The sequence below is a fragment of the Enterococcus sp. DIV1083b genome (genome assembly GCF_051713705.1).
Classification (GTDB): Bacteria; Bacillota; Bacilli; order Lactobacillales; family Enterococcaceae; genus Enterococcus_D; species Enterococcus_D casseliflavus.
The window spans coordinates 1,734,370-1,750,654 of record NZ_JBIOQJ010000001.1 but is presented as its reverse complement, the minus strand read 5'-3'; the positions used below and the strand labels follow the sequence as shown (position 1 = coordinate 1,750,654).

17 protein-coding genes are annotated in these 16,285 nt (G+C 44.2%); all 17 read left to right on the top strand.

All coding sequences use genetic code 11. The features are described from left to right. The first annotated feature begins 11 nt into the window (after nt 1–11). The 17 genes from aroF (at nt 12) to IGI69_RS08000 (ending at nt 16,226) form a co-directional block, all read left to right on the top strand. A complete protein-coding gene (aroF, locus tag IGI69_RS08080; RefSeq protein ID WP_005226100.1) occupies nt 12–1,037 on the top strand; it encodes a 3-deoxy-7-phosphoheptulonate synthase in 1,026 nt (341 codons plus the stop codon). A gap of 36 nt (nt 1,038–1,073) precedes the next feature. Further along, nucleotides 1,074–2,129: a 3-dehydroquinate synthase gene (gene aroB / locus IGI69_RS08075; RefSeq protein ID WP_142974258.1), complete on the top strand. Its 1,056-nt coding sequence runs from the start codon at nt 1,074–1,076 to the stop codon at nt 2,127–2,129. A 19-nt stretch (nt 2,130–2,148) separates the two neighbouring features. Continuing rightward, nucleotides 2,149–3,315 carry a chorismate synthase gene (aroC, locus tag IGI69_RS08070; protein ID WP_438740364.1) on the top strand — a complete coding sequence of 389 codons (1,167 nt, stop codon included), beginning with the start codon at nt 2,149–2,151 and terminating at the stop codon, nt 3,313–3,315. 44 nt (nt 3,316–3,359) lie between these two features. Continuing rightward, nucleotides 3,360–4,442: a prephenate dehydrogenase gene (locus IGI69_RS08065; protein WP_010748358.1), complete on the top strand. Its 1,083-nt coding sequence runs from the start codon at nt 3,360–3,362 to the stop codon at nt 4,440–4,442. A 9-nt stretch (nt 4,443–4,451) separates the two neighbouring features. Further along, nucleotides 4,452–5,741 carry a 3-phosphoshikimate 1-carboxyvinyltransferase gene (gene aroA, locus IGI69_RS08060; protein WP_128488562.1) on the top strand — a complete coding sequence of 430 codons (1,290 nt, stop codon included), beginning with the start codon at nt 4,452–4,454 and terminating at the stop codon, nt 5,739–5,741. Further along, on the top strand, nt 5,738–6,244 hold the full coding sequence (locus tag IGI69_RS08055; RefSeq protein WP_015509710.1) for a shikimate kinase: 507 nt from the start codon (nt 5,738–5,740) through the stop codon (nt 6,242–6,244). Before aroA ends, IGI69_RS08055 begins: the two co-directional genes overlap by 4 nt. Nucleotide 6,245: 1 nt before the next feature. Beyond that, on the top strand, nt 6,246–7,127 hold the full coding sequence (gene pheA / locus IGI69_RS08050) for a prephenate dehydratase (RefSeq protein WP_438740361.1): 882 nt from the start codon (nt 6,246–6,248) through the stop codon (nt 7,125–7,127). Beyond that, nucleotides 7,102–7,572, top strand: coding sequence for a GNAT family N-acetyltransferase (locus IGI69_RS08045; protein WP_010748355.1), 471 nt, complete (start codon nt 7,102–7,104; stop codon nt 7,570–7,572). The genes pheA and IGI69_RS08045 overlap by 26 nt, the downstream gene beginning before the upstream one ends. 117 nt (nt 7,573–7,689) lie before the next feature. Beyond that, a complete protein-coding gene (locus tag IGI69_RS08040; protein ID WP_438740359.1) occupies nt 7,690–8,964 on the top strand; it encodes an LCP family protein in 1,275 nt (424 codons plus the stop codon). Between the two features lie 93 nt (nt 8,965–9,057). Then, nucleotides 9,058–9,906: a DegV family protein gene (locus IGI69_RS08035; protein WP_005235946.1), complete on the top strand. Its 849-nt coding sequence runs from the start codon at nt 9,058–9,060 to the stop codon at nt 9,904–9,906. Between the two features lie 176 nt (nt 9,907–10,082). After that, nucleotides 10,083–10,625, top strand: a complete 543-nt coding sequence (locus tag IGI69_RS08030; protein ID WP_438740357.1) for a GNAT family N-acetyltransferase — start codon at nt 10,083–10,085, stop codon at nt 10,623–10,625. Next, nucleotides 10,618–10,875, top strand: a complete 258-nt coding sequence (locus IGI69_RS08025) for a TfoX/Sxy family protein (protein WP_225000846.1) — start codon at nt 10,618–10,620, stop codon at nt 10,873–10,875. Before IGI69_RS08030 ends, IGI69_RS08025 begins: the two co-directional genes overlap by 8 nt. A gap of 189 nt (nt 10,876–11,064) precedes the next feature. After that, on the top strand, nt 11,065–11,544 hold the full coding sequence (locus IGI69_RS08020; RefSeq protein ID WP_005235941.1) for a DUF6530 family protein: 480 nt from the start codon (nt 11,065–11,067) through the stop codon (nt 11,542–11,544). 18 nt (nt 11,545–11,562) lie between these two features. Further along, nucleotides 11,563–13,830 (top strand): AAA family ATPase, encoded by a 2,268-nt coding sequence (locus tag IGI69_RS08015; protein WP_438740355.1) that lies wholly within the window; start codon nt 11,563–11,565, stop codon nt 13,828–13,830. A 137-nt stretch (nt 13,831–13,967) separates the two neighbouring features. Beyond that, nucleotides 13,968–14,606, top strand: a complete 639-nt coding sequence (locus tag IGI69_RS08010; RefSeq protein WP_438740353.1) for a hypothetical protein — start codon at nt 13,968–13,970, stop codon at nt 14,604–14,606. Between the two features lie 87 nt (nt 14,607–14,693). After that, a complete protein-coding gene (locus IGI69_RS08005; RefSeq protein WP_086338209.1) occupies nt 14,694–15,362 on the top strand; it encodes a hypothetical protein in 669 nt (222 codons plus the stop codon). A gap of 15 nt (nt 15,363–15,377) precedes the next feature. After that, complete coding sequence (locus IGI69_RS08000) at nt 15,378–16,226, top strand: sce7725 family protein (protein ID WP_005226083.1); 849 nt, start codon at nt 15,378–15,380, stop codon at nt 16,224–16,226. Nucleotides 16,227–16,285 lie beyond the last annotated feature (59 nt).

The window sequence follows — 16,285 nt, the reverse complement described above, 5'->3', positions numbered from 1 at the left end:
AGGAAGAAAAAATGATCGTAATTATGAAACCAGGCGCTACGCCAGAACAAGTTGAAGTTGTTGTAACAAGAATCAAAAAAGAAGGCTTAGATGTTCAAGTCAACCAAGGAAAAGAACAGGTCGTTATCGGCTTAAAAGGGGATACCCGCCGCATCCAAGATGTTGCTTTTCGCAGCTACGAGGGTGTCGAAGATGCCATTCGGATCTCAAACACCTACAAATTGACCTCTCGTGAGTTCCATCCGCAAGATACGGTTGTGGATGTAGATGGCGTGAAAATCGGTGACGGCAACTTTGTTACGATGGCTGGTCCATGTTCGATTGAAGGCTTAGACCAAATTCGTGAATGTGCCCGAATCGCTAAAGCTGGTGGTGCACAAATCTTACGTGGTGGTGCCTTCAAACCACGCACGTCGCCATACGCATTCCAAGGGCTGGAAGAAGAAGGGCTAAAATACATTCGTCAAGCAGCGGATGAAACGGGAATGAAAGTCATCACAGAAGTCATGGACGAAGGACATATCGATATGGTTGCGGAATACAGTGATATTTTGCAGATTGGTGCTCGGAACATGCAAAACTTCAAATTGCTAGCTGCCGTTGGGAAAACTGGGAAACCAATTGGCCTTAAACGAGGCATCTCTGGCACAATCGACGAATGGTTGAATGCAGCGGAATACATCGCCGTTCAAGATAAAAGTGAAGTGATTTTCATTGAACGTGGGATCCGAACTTACGAAACAGCAACCCGTAATACCTTTGATTTAAGCGCGGTACCAATCATCAAAAAACTGAGCCACTTCCCAATCATCGTTGATCCTAGTCATGGAACAGGTATCTGGGATCTTGTACCGCCTATGGCTAGAGCGGGTGTTGCTGCTGGCGCCGATGGGATGATCGTTGAGATCCATCCAGATCCAGCCAATGCTTGGTCTGATGGTCCTCAATCACTTAATGAAAAAACGTACATGAACATGATGAAAGAAGTCCATATCATGGAAAAAGCGATGAAAGAAATCAAAGCGTTGCAAGACTAAGCGTCAAGACAACCAATAAAAGAGGTGCAAAAATCAATGTTACACATTCATTTAGAAGAACATTCCTATGATATCCTCATCAAACGAGGGGCGTTTCAAAACGTCGGAACCTGGGTGCAACAGTTGTGGGACAAACAGCGTATTGCCGTCATTACAGACAGCAACGTCGCACCCCTGTATGGCGGACAAATCGTCGATTCCTTGACCGCTGCAGGGTTTGAGGCAACACTGTTAGTCGTACCAGCTGGCGAAAAAAGCAAATCACTAGAGCAAGCAGCTAATTTATATGATGGTCTTGCCCAACTCGGAATGACCAGAAGCGATGGGATCATTGCCCTTGGTGGCGGTGTGATTGGTGATCTTGGAGGATTTGTTGCTTCTACTTATATGCGCGGCATTGATTTCTTGCAGATTCCAACGACGTTATTGGCACAGGTCGATTCAAGTATCGGCGGAAAAACAGCTGTAAATACTGGCAGTGCCAAGAATCTCGTCGGGACATTTGCACAACCAGCCGGTGTGATGATCGATCCAGATTTACTTACAAGTTTGCCCCTCAAACGCGTCCAAGAAGGCATTGCTGAAATCATCAAGTCAGCCGCTATTGCAGATCCTGAGCTTTGGCAAACGTTAGCAGGTTTGAAAGATGAAGTCGATCTTTTGGCACATGCTGAGAAAGTAATCACTGCTTCTTTAAAGGTAAAACAAAAAGTAGTAGAAGAAGATCCTTTTGATCATGGCAGTCGTCTGACACTGAACTTCGGTCATACGATCGGGCATGGCTTAGAAAGAACAGCCGCGTTTGACACCAGTCATGGCGAAGGGGTTGCAATGGGGATGATCATGATCACCCGTCATGCAGAAGCCATCGGATTAACACCAAAAGGTACGACCCAGCAGCTTACAGAAATGGTTGAGAAGTTTCATTTGCCGATCACACCAAGTGAAATAGATAAAGAGCAATTATACCAAGCAATCACTCATGATAAAAAAGCCCGCGGGCAACAATTGAAGATTATTCTATTAGAAGCGATCGGACAGGCGAAAATCGTGACGATCCCGACTGAAAAAATCAAAGACTACCTATTATAAGAAAGGAAGGTAACGGATCATGCGTTATATTACAGCAGGCGAATCACATGGACCAGAGTTGACCGCCATTATCGAAGGTTTACCGGCAGGATTGCCATTAACAGCAGAAGACATTAATTTTGAATTAGCGAGACGACAAACCGGCTATGGCCGTGGGGGACGGATGCTGATTGAAAAAGACCAAGTCCGTATCACTTCGGGTATCCGTCATGGAAAAACACTAGGCTCTCCTGTGACTTTAGTGGTTGAGAACAAAGATTGGAAAAACTGGACCAAGGTCATGGCGATCGAAGAGGTACCAGAAAAAGACCGCAAACTACGACGAGTGGCACGACCAAGACCTGGTCATGCTGACTTAGTCGGCGGCATGAAATACCATCATCAAGATTTACGAAACGTTTTGGAACGCTCATCTGCTCGTGAAACGACCATGCGGGTAGCCATCGGAGCAATCGCGAAGAAAATTTTAAAGGAGCTTGGCATCGATGTGGCGGGTCATGTAACAATGTTAGGCGGCATCAAAGCGGAAATTCCTGAAGGGTTGACCGTCAAAGAAATCGCAGAACGCTCTGAAGCTTCAGAAGTAAGGGTGTTAGATCCGTCAGTCGAAGAAGAAATCAAGCAGCTGATCGATCAAACGAAGAAAAATGGCGATACGATCGGCGGTGTAGTGGAAGTACTTGTTGGCGGCGTTCCTCCTGGTTTAGGCAGTTACGTGCAATGGGACAAAAAACTTGATGCGAAAATCGCCCAAGCCGTGGTCAGCATCAATGCCTTTAAAGGTGCTGAGTTCGGCGTTGGCTTTGAGGCTGGTGTTTTGCCAGGTTCCAAAGTCATGGATGAGATTTTATGGGACGAACAACGAGGCTATACCCGTCGCAGCAACAACCTTGGCGGGTTTGAAGGCGGCATGACGAACGGTGAACCAATCGTGGTTCGTGGTGTTATGAAGCCGATCCCGACCTTGTACAAGCCGTTGCAAAGTGTGGATATCGACAGCAAAGAACCGTATAAAGCAAGCGTCGAACGCTCAGATAGCACCGCTGTACCAGCAGCCAGCGTTGTTTGTGAGAGTGTGGTGGCGACAGTGGTGGCCAATGAACTATTAGAAAAGTTCCCAAGCGATTCATTCGCAGAATTGACCGCATCTGTTCAGGCGTATCGAGAATACTTGTTAACCTACTGATTAAAGAACCAGCAAAAATTCCAGTAGAAATGAGGATTCTTTTCATGAACCAAAATATCTTTGTCGCCGGTCTAGGATTGATCGGCGCTTCCTTAGCAAAATGTATCAAAAAGGCACATCCGCAAGTGCATTTGATGGGCTGGGATTGTCAGGAAACCAATGAGATCGCATTAGCAACAAGTTTAGTAGACGAAGTGCCCCCTTCATTTTCAGAAGGTGCTGTCCGTGCCGACGTGATTTTGTTGGCATTGCCGGTAGAGATCACCAAAAAATATCTTGCCGAACTGGGGGCACTTTCATTAAAGCCTTCGGTGCTAGTAACAGACACCGGCAGTACCAAAGCGGAAATCACCCAATTCGCCGAGTCCTTTTCCTTTGATTTTATTGGGGGCCATCCGATGGCTGGCTCTCATAAATCAGGGATCACAGCAGCCGATGAGAACCTTTTCGAGAATGCTTACTATATCTTCACACCGACGAAAAGTCAGCGGATGGAAGAGCTGCAAGAGCTTTTTCGCGGCACCAGAGCCAAATATGTGGCGCTTGCGCCAAAAGAGCATGATCAAATCACAGGGATGTTGAGCCATTTGCCCCATATTATTGCTTCTGGATTAGTCAATCAGGCAGACGCTTTCAACCAAGCCCACCCCAGAGCGCAGCAACTTGCAGCAGGTGGTTTTCGCGATATCACTCGCATCGCTTCTTCAGATCCTCGCATGTGGACCGATATCTTATTGAGTAATCGACAGGAACTGCTGCAGCTGATCGATGAATGGCAAAAACAAATGACGACCATGGCTCACTGGTTGCAGGAAAAAGACGAACGGGCGATCTTTCGGTTCTTTGAATCCGCGAAGGAAACACGGGATCAATTGCCGGTTCATCAAAATGGCGCGATCCCGGCATTCTATGATCTATTCATCGATGTACCGGATCATCCCGGTGTTGTCGCTGAAGTGACGGGCCTATTGAGCGAACATCAGCTCTCTTTGATCAACTTAAAAATTCTTGAAACTCGAGAAGACATCATTGGTGTTTTACAGATTTCATTCAAAACGCAAAATGATTTGCTGCAAGCAGAGCAGCTGATCCAAAATAAGACGACCTATTCGTGTCGAAAAAAATAGGAGGCTGGGATGAAACTAAAAAAAGCAACACATTTAAAAGGGACGATAGCGGTCCCTGCTGACAAATCGATCTCGCATCGCAGTATCATGTTCGGGGCGTTAGCTGAAGGAACAACGACTGTCCGAAATTTCTTACGTGGAGAAGACTGCTATAGCACCCTTCATGCATTTCAATCATTAGGGGTTCCGATCCATGATGACGGTCAGACGATCACGATTGAAGGACAGGGCTTCAATGGCCTTAAGCCTGCCCACGAACCAATCGATATCGGTAATTCTGGCACAACGATTCGTCTAATGATGGGGATTTTGGCTGGACAGCCATTTACAACTACCTTATTCGGTGATGACTCATTGAATAGACGACCAATGAATCGCGTGATGCTGCCATTAAGAGAAATGGGTGCCAATGTGAGAGGGCATGAACAGACGGAATTCCCACCGATCACCATCAATGGCACGGCTTCATTACATCCCATCAATTATCAGATGCCCGTAGCAAGTGCTCAAGTAAAATCAGCGCTGATTTTTGCGGCACTACAAGCACAAGGTACATCTACGATCATTGAAAAAGAAACAAGCCGCAACCACACCGAAGAAATGATCCGTCAATTCGGTGGTGTCATCACAACACAAGGCAAAACGATCACTGTGACGGGACCTCAAACACTCCAAGGACAAGAAGTAGTTGTTCCCGGTGATATTTCCTCTGCTGCCTTTTTCTTAACAGCTGGCGCGATTATGCCAGAAAGTGAGATCGTTTTAAAAAATGTCGGGATCAACCCCACTCGTACAGGAATTCTTGACGTGTTAGAGGAGATGGGTGCTTCGATTGCTTTTTCTAATCAAGATGATCAGAATCAATCAGCTGACCTTACCGTTCAAAGTTCTACCTTGCAGGCAGTAACCATCGCTGGCGATATTATCCCACGCTTGATCGATGAATTGCCGATCATTGCGTTGTTAGCCACGCAGGCGCATGGCAAAACGGTGATCAAAGATGCGGAAGAACTAAAAGTAAAAGAAACCAACCGAATCGATGCAACTGCCGAAGAGTTGACAAAACTAGGAGCGGACATCACTCCCACCGAGGACGGGTTGATCATCAACGGTCCAACCCCTTTGCATGGCGGACGTGTGTCAAGTCGGGGGGACCATCGCATCGGTATGATGCTGCAAATTGCCGCCTTATTGACAGATGAAGAGGTAGAATTAGAAAAAGCCGAAGCCGTAGCAGTTTCTTATCCTGATTTTTTTGAGGATGTCGCACGTTTGGCTAAAGGAGGAAACAGCGAGTGAAAAAAGTGATATTAATTGGCTTTATGGGTGCTGGAAAAACCACGATTGGTCGTCTTTTGGCTGAAGAAACGAACCAGTCTCATGTGGATTTTGATGACTTGATCGTTGCTGAGATCGGCATGACCATTCAAGACTTTTTCGACCAACACGGTGAGGAAGCCTTTCGCAAAATCGAAACGGATATTTTAGCTAAAACTTTGGCAAAGGAACAAATTATTTCCACTGGTGGGGGCATCGTGTTAAAAGAAGAAAATCGTCAACTTTTAAAAGAGATGCCGCTCGTCGTGTATTTAAAAACAGATCCCGAGGAACTGATCCATCGCTTAAAGGCGGATACTGGCAGCATTCGTCCCTTAGTCGTCTCAAAATCACCAGAAGAAATATTGGCTGTTTACCGTCCTCGGATCCCTCTTTATGAAGAAACTGCTTCATTGATCGTTGAAACGACGAACAAAACACCAGAAGAAATCGTACAGGAAATTTTGATCAAAGCAGGTGCATAAAATGAAGATTGGTTATTTAGGACCGAAAAGTTCCTTTACGCATTTAGCTGCGCAAGAAGCGTATCCAGAAAATGCCTGTATCCCTTATGGATCGATTCCACTTTGTATTCATGCGCTAGCTAACGGTGTGATCGATCGTGCGGTCGTTCCGAACGAGAACTCATTAGAAGGGTCCGTTCATGCCACTATTGATACACTGTTTCGTCAAAATCAATTGAGCATCGAACAGGAAATTATTTTACCGATCAATCATCAATTGTTAGTTTCTCAGCAAATAGCAAAAGACAACCGTCCTATCACTAAGATAATTTCTCATCCGCAAGCCTTGGCGCAATGTGCCGACTTCATCGAAGCCCGATTTGCTGGAGCTACTGTTGAGGCGGTTGCTTCCACAACGACTGCAGCAGCCTACGTAGCAAAACATCCAGAAGAAGCAGTTGCGGCGATTGCTTCCAAAGAAGCCGCTTTGGCTTATCAGTTAACGATCAAAGAAACCAATATTCAAGATGTTGCCTTTAATCAAACCCGTTTTTGGGCTTTGACGAAGAAAGCAGCAAACACCCAATTACCAGAGCAGACCGTCGAGAAAGCAACGATTTTTGTGACGCTGCCAGCAAATCGTCCGGGAATCTTGCACAAAATCTTAGCAACCTTTGGCTGGCGAGAAATTGATTTAAGCAAAATTGAATCGCGGCCGTCAAAAACCACCTTAGGGGAATATTTTTTCGTGATCGATCTAGTGATGGACAAACCGTGGCAACTGATTGTAAATGCCTTTGAAGAGATTCAGTTGTTGGGTGGACACGTCCATCTTCTCGGCGTGTACTCGGTAAATGTTGTTGAGGAAGTGACAAAAAATGACTCAAGTCAAAATAAAAATTAGCCAAGATGAAACACTTTTAGCAACGTTTCATAAAGAGATCCAAACACAGCACCATCAATGGTACCCAACGATTTTTAAGCCCTTTGATCAGCCAAGATTTGAACAAGCAATCACACAGCAGCTGCAAGAACCAAGCCACCACTTTTTTATCGCTTGGTTGGCGGAACAGCCTTGTGGCTTTGTGCATCTTCAAGAGGTCTGTTTGCCACAAAATGCGATGATGCATGAACGAAAGTGGCTGGAAATTGCAGCGATCGCTGTTGACCCTCGGTATCAAGGGATGCATATTGGGAAACAATTGTTGGCATTTGCTGAAAACGTTGCGCTGGAAAAAGGCTTCGATGATCTCTCACTAAACTTTTGGTCGGCAAATCAAGTGAAATCATTTTATGAGCAAGCAGGATTTGTGAGCACACGACAAGGAGCATCAAAGCATCTAAGGTAGAAAAATGAAGAAATTTCCTAGAAAAAGGTTAAAATTTCAGAAAATAGCTTTCTTTCTATAAGGTCTAGGGTATCCTTATAGACAGAGAGCTATTTTTTAGTTGGAGGATCAGAAGCAATGAGCAGGATGGAAAAAAATAAAAAACTGCATGAACGGCTAGAAAAGGAATCCAGTCAGGCAGCCAAAGAAAGTATCTTTGCCCGCCGAGAAGCAAAAAGAAGAAACCAGCGCGTCAGACCGAGTGATTCTACTTCGTCTGCTGATGAGCCAGTAAGAGACATTTTGTATCAAAACACCGAGCATCCTAGGGCAAGCGACCCTCGTGCGGCTCAAAGTTCCCGAGAACAGTCACAAGTAGGAATAAAAAAATCTGAGGGACGAAAAAGAGCAATCCCCCCGCTATCTGCTCAGGGACCTGCGATGCATCATGGCCAGGAACAAAGCAAACAAAAACCGCAAAAGCTTAAGAAGAGCAAGCAACCCAAACAAAAGAAAAAGCGGAAGCACCCAGTTCTACGTATTGTGGTTCGGGTACTATTGGTGCTTTTTGCCTATTCATTGATTGCGTTTCTTGTCGGTCAGCAAGTCGCAAGAAGTGACGCTGCTTTTGCTACGACTGATGAAGAGTCCTTTAATGGTACGGCCGCTGCTAATGGTGCTCGTAATATATTGCTCATTGGTAGTGATAGTCGTGAAGGAGAAGCTGGACGCGCAGACACTATTATGGTTTTGCAATTAGATGGTCCCAGTAAGCAACCGAAGCTGCTTTCCTTTATGCGGGATACTTTAGTTACGATTCCCGGTTATGGCGAAAACAAGATCAATGCGGCGTATGCCTTTGGTGGTGCTGATTTAGTCAGACAAACATTAGCGGAGAATTTCGGGCTAGAAACCAACTATTATGCAAAAGTTGACTTTCGTTCCTTTGAAAAAGTGATCGACACACTGTTTCCCTCAGGTGTTGCTATCAACGCGGAAAAAGATATGAGTAAAAATCTTGAAGTTGCCATCAAACAAGGGCAACAACAAATGAATGGGCTTGAGCTGTTGCAATACGCACGCTTTCGGATGGACGAAGAAGGTGACTTCGGTCGTGTAAGACGACAGCAGCAAGTAATGGATGCGATCTTTAGCGAAATGAAAAATCCTTTAGCTATTTTAAAATTGCCTTATGCAGCAGGAAAAGTCTTAGGCTATGCTTCCACCAACCTGCCAATGTCTTTCCTATTAAAAAATACCTTCTCGATTGCTCGAGGGGCGGGAGGCGTCGACAGCTTGACTGTCCCAGTCGCTGACTCTTGGCAATACGGTTCAAGTGCGAGTGCTGGAAGTGTGTTAGTCGTCAATCTTGAAACCAATCAACAAGCGATCAGGAATTTTCTTAATGAGTAAGCAGAATGAAAAGTTCTGAAAACCATTTGAAAGTAAGTAAATTTATGCTATATTATTAATGACGTTTGAAATTTGTTGAAACGAGGAAAAAGAATGAAATTAGCCGTTGTTACTGACAGTACAGCTTATCTGCCGGAACGGATCAAAAATCATGAAGATTTGTTTATCATACCGATTCCTGTTATTTTAGATGGAAAAGTCTACAATGAGGGTATCGACATTGAAGCTGATGAGTATTACGCTTTGCTGAAAAACAGCAAAGAATTCCCAACCACTTCTCAACCGGTATTAGGAGAAGTGTTAGCCTTATATGAGTCATTGAAAGATCGCGGTTACGACACGATCATTAGTATCCACTTATCAAGCGGTATCTCTGGATTTATCGGAACGCTGTATGGAATCACCGATGAAATCGAAGGCGTTCAAATCATTCCTTACGATTCGAAAATCACAAGTATGCCGATGGGTCACATGGTAGAAACCGCTCTTGATCTATCAAGTCAAGGCAAAACCGTCGAAGAGATCATTTCCCATCTGGACACTATCAGAGACAATACCTATGCCTATCTAATCGTGGACGACTTGAATAACTTGGTTCGCGGCGGTCGCTTAACCAATGGGGCAGCCTTGATTGGCGGATTATTAAAAATCAAACCGATCTTGACCTTTGATCAAGGAAAAATTGTGCTTTACGAGCGCATTCGTTCCAGTAAAAAAGCATTCAATCGCGCAGAAGATATCATTGGTCAACGGGAGCAAGAAATCGCATTGCCTGTTAAATTTTATGTAATCCACGCCAACAATTTAGAAGTAGCGAAAGAAGAAAAAGCGAAGCTACAAGCGAAATACCCAAATGCAGAAATTGAGATTGGTCACTTCGGACCAGTTATCGGCACGCATTTAGGAGAAAAAGCCATTGGGATCGCTATTTCAGCGCAATAATTTTTATTTTTTCTATGTTTATCACGCCATTATCTTTTCAAGACGATGTATGTAAGAACCAGTTAGACGTTTGTCTAGCTGGTTCTTTTTTCTGCTTTTTTGAGATTCGCTTGTAAAAAATCACACAAACTCGTACAATAGGATCAAAATGAAGGACTGATAAAGGAGGAATTGCTATGAAGTGTTCCTTAAGAAGGTGGCAAATGAGCGATGCGCAAGATTTAGCCCATGCGTTAAATAATCAAAACATCCACGATTATTTACGAGATGGGTTGCCATTCCCCTATACGGTCGCAGATGCACAAGCCTATATTCGATCTGTGGAGGAAGCAGAATTTGCCTTTGCGATCACTGTGGATGACCGAGCAGTCGGCAGTATCCGTGCTGTTCGCAAAGAAAATATCCATTATAGAACGGCTGAGATTGGCTACTCTATTGCACAAGAGTATTGGGGAAAAGGCTTGATGACCCAAGCTGTTCAGCAACTATGTGACTATGTATTTACTACATCAACTATTGTTCGTATGTCTGCAGAATCTTTTGCGAAGAATCATTCCTCTTGTCGTGTGTTGGAAAAGGCAGGTTTTACGTTAGAAGGCGTTTTGCGAAAGCATGCGGAGAAAAACCAGCAGCTGTTCGATATGAAGCTCTATGCGTTGGTTCGTCAAGAGAAAGAGGGGCAAGATGACCACAATCAAAAAGGAGAAACCTATGAATGAACTGCAAAAATTACCAAATGTAGGTCAGGTTTTAGCGGATCACCTGGTTCGTATCGGCATCAATACCCCTGAACAACTACGCACAAAAACGGCCGAAGAGGTTTTTCTAGCTATCCGCCACCAATGCGATGCGGGCGCTTGCTTGCATATGCTCTACGGCATTGAAGGGGCGATCCAAGGCATTCCTAAAGCGCAGCTTACACATCAGAGAAAACAAGCGTTGCGCCTTTTTTTCAATCAATTGAGTTAGTGAAGTAATGCATCATAAAAAAGCACTTTTTAAGAGCGTTTGTTTTTAGATCCTTCTTATCAAGTGCTTTTTCTATAGACATCTGTCCCTAGCTACTAGAAAAGACCTTTTGCTTGTTCCAAACCAACTTCCTCATTATACTTACTCTATCTAGTAAATTACTAATTTACTAAACAAGGAGTGAGAATAATGAAAATACCAGAAAACTTGAAACATAAGCCCGTCATTAAAGTGGAAGACTATGATACTGTTGACGGAAAAAATGCGTTACATACAGATGCAAAAGGCCTTTCCCTCGGATTAGCACAATGGAATGATCGCGGAAAAGTCGATATCTCAGGCAAGGTTTGGCGCCATACAGGTGAAAAATGGTCTCGTCAGTCAGAAGAACTACCCCTCACTAGAATCTTAGATCTAGCAATCTTAGTGGCGCAATCTAGTTTGTATTTTCAAGAGGCCTATCGCCATGAAAAGTTTTACGATCCTGAAAACCCGTTGATCGAGATCATTGGCTTACAAGGAAATCGAATGACCGTTGAAGTAGACACCGAAAATCCTAAAATCGATGAAGACATTTTGCTTTTTTATGATTCCTTGCAAAAAGATGGCGAGCTTTACGGCGAACGCTTCAAAATCCTGAAACGGCTTTTAGATGAGCTAGGCTATTAAGAAAAGGAGCAGAGTGCCATGACACAACATCAACCGTCTTTTGTCGTAACGAAAGGACGCGCTTTTAGCAAATTAGAACAAACCATGATTTGGAAAAAACCACAAAGTCATCAGACCAGTGCTGAAGAACTACGAATTGCTTCAGAGATCGCGTTGAATTGGGCGGATCCAGAGATGAAGATCTTCAATGTGTTGCTGGAAGGCGATGCTGGGTCCGGTAAGACTCAGTTGGCAAAGGCACTTTCTGCCGACCTGCAACTGCCCTACACCAAAATCACCTGCTTTGCGGATATGGATAAGTCAGATGTATTTGGTGCTTTATTACCAGTGATCAACACCGACCAAGAAGAGGACAAGGACTTGCTGGATGCGATTTATCAAAGTGATTGTTTTGAAGATGTCTTAGGGTTGATCCAGCGGCATTTTTCCCTGACTCGTGAGCGGGCACGGGCGAAATTTGCGGAACTGATCGAACGGATCGAAACCAGTGATCAGCAACCGACGATTCAATACAAATTTTATCCCTCCGAAATCGTACGGGCGCTGGAAAAAGGCTACTTGCTTGAGATTCAAGAACCAACGGTCATTCGTGATGCTTCGGTACTAGTGGCACTAAACTCGGCCCTTGAACAAAACGGGATGCTGAATATCCCGACTAGCTTTGTTCGACGACACCCTGACTGTGTGGTGATCATCACAACGAATCGGAATTACCAAGGCAACCGCCCCTTGAACGAATCCTTGCGAGATCGGATGCAGCATGCTGAAAAAATGGATTTACCTGAGCTAGCAGTCATGGTGCAGCGAGGCATTGCCAAAACCAATTATCCGGACAAAACGACTGCAGAGAAAATGGCTGAAATCATACGATTACTAGACGTGACCGCCAAAGCCAACGCCATCAAAGGGGTGGCGGGCATGCGTTCTTATTTTTATTGGTTAAATGCAGTCAAACAAGGACAAGATCCCTTTACAGCAATTGATAGCAAAGTGCTCTACAAAATCACTACCGATCCAAATGAGCTTTCTCTGTTACAACAGGCGTTAGAAGCTTCAGGATTATTGGCGCAATTGCGGCTTTTGTTTTCTGGACAACCGCTAAATGCCTTTAAAGAACAAATCAGAGGACGCCGAATCAGCAGCGAAGAGGCTAACCAACGCAATGTAGTGGAAGAAGGCACGCCCATCCTAAAAAATGAGCAAGTCCTTGAGACCGTCAATCAAGAAACTGAGGCGGAAACGATGGAAACCAGTGATTCTGACAAACAAGAAGCGAAAAGCGCAGCAACTGAGGCGACGTTTTCAGAAGAACTAGAACGCAATAGTCATGATGGCCAAGCAAAAGCTGGGAGTGAGACACAAGATGCAGCTCCTGCTTCTCATTCTTTGTCCATAGAAGCGTATGAAGCCCAGGAGAAAGAAAAGAAAACCACGGCATCAAAGGCAGCACGACAAGCATTGAAAGAATCGATCCATGCCAAAGAAGGGCTGATCGTTCATCGACCACCCGTCGATTTAGAAAAAGCGACTGAAGCCCAACAGCGTTTGCAGCCGTTGCTGCCGATCGTAGAGTCATTGATCAAGCAAACCCAAGAAGTATTGGAAAACGAACAAGCTTCGGCATACAGTAAAGGTAAGTACAGCGGTACACGCTTTGATGCCAGCAAGGTTGCGTATCAGGATTTTCGGACCTTTGACAAGAAGAATCCACCTCACGAACAGCCTTCCTTAGCTCTTGCTTTGCGCATCGATGAATCGGGTTCGATGATTCGAGAAGATCGGATATTGTATGCGCAACAGGCGGTCTTAGCGGTGAATGCTTTTGCCGAACGTTTATCTTTGCCATTGATGATCTATGGCGATACAGCGGACGTGACCGCTCGTGAAAAAACCTCGCTTTTTGCATACAAAGAATTCTATGAAGGCTTTGAATTTATGCCAGAGAAACTCATGACAATGAAGCCTCGGCAAAATAACCGTGACGGAGCTGTCTTGCGTGTGCTAGCTGAAAAGCTCGCTCATCAGCCGGCAACCACTAAATTACTCTTGAATATCAGTGATGGCCAGCCAAAAGCTCTTCCTGATTATACAGGGGTAAAAGCCAAAGAAGATATTCAGCAGGTGATCGCTGACTATGAACGACAAGGGGTGCTGTTTCTTGCAGCTGCTATTGGGCAAGACAAAGAGGTGATCAAAGCGATTTATGGGGAAGAACGCTTTATTGATCTTTCCAATCTAACAGAATTTCCGCAACGTTTGTTGCAACTACTGACAAGGTATTTGTAAACGTCGATAGCTAAAGGGAAAAGAGTGTGGACTGCATGCCGCACTCTTTTTTTGATTATAATTATATTATGTAAACAAGATGATATTTGTCTAAATTTGGAAAGTTCTGTAAAATAGACGCCAAAAGGAGGGTTATCATGAACAAATGGCGGTACTTCTACTATCCTTGCCAATTCGGCTGGCACGCGGCTCTTCGTAGGCGCAGTTTGCTGATGAGTGGTGTATTGGCGATTCTTCTACTGATCATCGCCATCTTTGCAGAGCATTGGCTAGTGTTTTTTCATCAATGGCTACAATATGAAACAAATAGCAGTGAGAATCAGTTGGATCTCACGTATGCCAGTTGGCTTTTCTTTTTGCAGTTGCTACGCTTCGTACTAGGCGTTCTAACTGTAGGCTTGATCGCCGCCTTTTTATGGCACTGCAATCACATGTATCGTTTTCATTTGATGGGGGAGGAGCAGCAATCTCTGAGTATTCGGTTGTTGTTAGGACAGTCTCCGTTGTTGGTCACCTTTGAAGAGCTTTTCTTTGTAGGCATTCAAAGCATTGTTATTAGTTTGATAGGGCTTGTCAGCGGTTTGTGGCTTAGTCAAAAAGCACTGCAGGATTTTTTCCATTTCTTTCATCTTCCCGCAGGCTTTACTTTCGAATTTCCCTTTAAAGGTCTATTAATCGCTCAACTTGGTGTGCTCTTGCTGCTTTTTTTGTTACGATTCCGCGGTACAAAGAGGACGGTTGAAGAGATTCTCGTTAACGGATGCCCGAATGGGTGAGGGGATGATAGGCTGCTTTTATTTCCCTCTTCCAAAATGCGAACATATGTTTTATAATAGGTGAAACAAGACAAAGGTCGTGAATTTGTGAAGACATCCTTAACTTTAGAAATGGAAGAGGCACTTTATTATTATTGTCGGGAAAACAGTGATATTGTGGTAGAAGAGGTAGTCATGCCAGATGATCACGGCATCGTGGATACTTTGAGTTGTCGCTTGACGACTGAAAACACGTTTGAATGGCGTTGCTACGAACTCAAAGTTAGTTTGGCAGATTTTCGCTCAAAAGCAAAACTATCCTTTATTGGGAATTATAATTATTTTGTCTTACCTAAGGCATTGTATGAAAAAGTCAAAGATCAGATTGGACCTACAATTGGTGTTCTGGTCTATCATGCATTTCTTGAAAAAGAAACGGGCAGCAAAGGGTATTTCAGTGTCGAAAAGAAGCCCCAACGGCAAGAGCTGCAGGTTCCAGAAAATGCCTTATTGTTTCGGTTGATTTCGGCACAAGCGCGAGAAGTTGGCAAAGCAAAACAGACTGCTCGAGGATTGCGGGTATTTTCAACAGAACGTTTGTACCAAGAACTGAAGAAACGTCAGCCTGAGTATGACTTGTTCGGTGGTGGAGTCAATTACTATGATCGATTTATTGAAGATACTCAGCTGCAAGCGATCGAAGCCTTGAAAGAAGAATTGGCCGCTACGAGATCAGCCTATGAAGCGCTGGAAAAACGTTTTTTATCAGGCGAGTAAGAAGGAGAGAAGAAGATGTACTTCCCGTATATTCGTGGAAAACAATTTGATTTATTGGCGTTGAAAGCACTGTTGGAACAAGATTGTTTGTCAGACGCGATCCAGCCGATCATTGAACCAGTCAAGCAATCAAAAACGTTTTGGACGACCATTGACCTGTTTCAAAGGAAGCAGCATCCTTTTTATCTGGTTCGCAATCCACAGGCGGGGGCTTTTCTGACGGCAGAGGGGTTAGCAGAGTTGCAAAATGTTACTGCCCCTAAAGCAATGATCGTAGATCGCCCCATTGAGACAGTGGAAGAAAAGCCTGATCTTTGGATCATTCATCAAGCGGACCAAGCACTCGCTAGTGATTGGCGGGAAAATACGCTGCCGGTGCTGGTAAGCAAAGAGTTTCGTTTGTTAAATAAAATCAACGGCCCGAAACTACTGATGGAAGATCCGTTTACCCGTTTACCTAAAAATAGTTTTTATACAGAATGTCCAGACGAAGGATTTTCAAAAACCCATCATCTTTATCATAAATTGGGCTATGCGGGATTTAGTGATTTTTCTGTCGATAGCAAAATTTATTATGAGCACAGTTATCCCTCAAAACGGTTGGTTTTGCATTGGATCTATCCAACAGCAGAGCAAGACTTGCGAATCGTTCACTTATTTTCTGAGGAAGAATTACCAAGTCAGAAAGAAAAGTTTTTCGAAGTCATGGAAGCTTTGTTACAGCATGAGGAAGAGTATCCTACGCAAACAGCTGGGCTGCAGCTATTAGTTGCTGCTTATCAGCAAGGGGCGTTTCCAGGTATGGGCGTTATTCGGAAAGCTGCCGTTATGAATCACTTGGAACTCGTCAGTCGTCTTATTTAGTCGCTATACGCATACGATTGTAGGCTCTAACAAAATACTGCCATTTATTGTACAAAACA

Coding starts and splice junctions, on each gene's coding strand:
- aroC (WP_438740364.1), top strand. CDS start 2,149: ATGCGTTATATTACAGCAGGCGAATCACATGGACCAGAGTTGACCGCC.
- pheA (WP_438740361.1), top strand. CDS start 6,246: ATGAAGATTGGTTATTTAGGACCGAAAAGTTCCTTTACGCATTTAGCT.
- IGI69_RS08020 (WP_005235941.1), top strand. CDS start 11,065: ATGAAAATACCAGAAAACTTGAAACATAAGCCCGTCATTAAAGTGGAA.
- aroB (WP_142974258.1), top strand. CDS start 1,074: ATGTTACACATTCATTTAGAAGAACATTCCTATGATATCCTCATCAAA.
- IGI69_RS08025 (WP_225000846.1), top strand. CDS start 10,618: ATGAATGAACTGCAAAAATTACCAAATGTAGGTCAGGTTTTAGCGGAT.
- IGI69_RS08065 (WP_010748358.1), top strand. CDS start 3,360: ATGAACCAAAATATCTTTGTCGCCGGTCTAGGATTGATCGGCGCTTCC.
- IGI69_RS08015 (WP_438740355.1), top strand. CDS start 11,563: ATGACACAACATCAACCGTCTTTTGTCGTAACGAAAGGACGCGCTTTT.
- IGI69_RS08030 (WP_438740357.1), top strand. CDS start 10,083: ATGAAGTGTTCCTTAAGAAGGTGGCAAATGAGCGATGCGCAAGATTTA.
- aroF (WP_005226100.1), top strand. CDS start 12: ATGATCGTAATTATGAAACCAGGCGCTACGCCAGAACAAGTTGAAGTT.
- IGI69_RS08010 (WP_438740353.1), top strand. CDS start 13,968: ATGAACAAATGGCGGTACTTCTACTATCCTTGCCAATTCGGCTGGCAC.
- IGI69_RS08040 (WP_438740359.1), top strand. CDS start 7,690: ATGAGCAGGATGGAAAAAAATAAAAAACTGCATGAACGGCTAGAAAAG.
- aroA (WP_128488562.1), top strand. CDS start 4,452: ATGAAACTAAAAAAAGCAACACATTTAAAAGGGACGATAGCGGTCCCT.
- IGI69_RS08000 (WP_005226083.1), top strand. CDS start 15,378: ATGTACTTCCCGTATATTCGTGGAAAACAATTTGATTTATTGGCGTTG.
- IGI69_RS08035 (WP_005235946.1), top strand. CDS start 9,058: ATGAAATTAGCCGTTGTTACTGACAGTACAGCTTATCTGCCGGAACGG.
- IGI69_RS08045 (WP_010748355.1), top strand. CDS start 7,102: ATGACTCAAGTCAAAATAAAAATTAGCCAAGATGAAACACTTTTAGCA.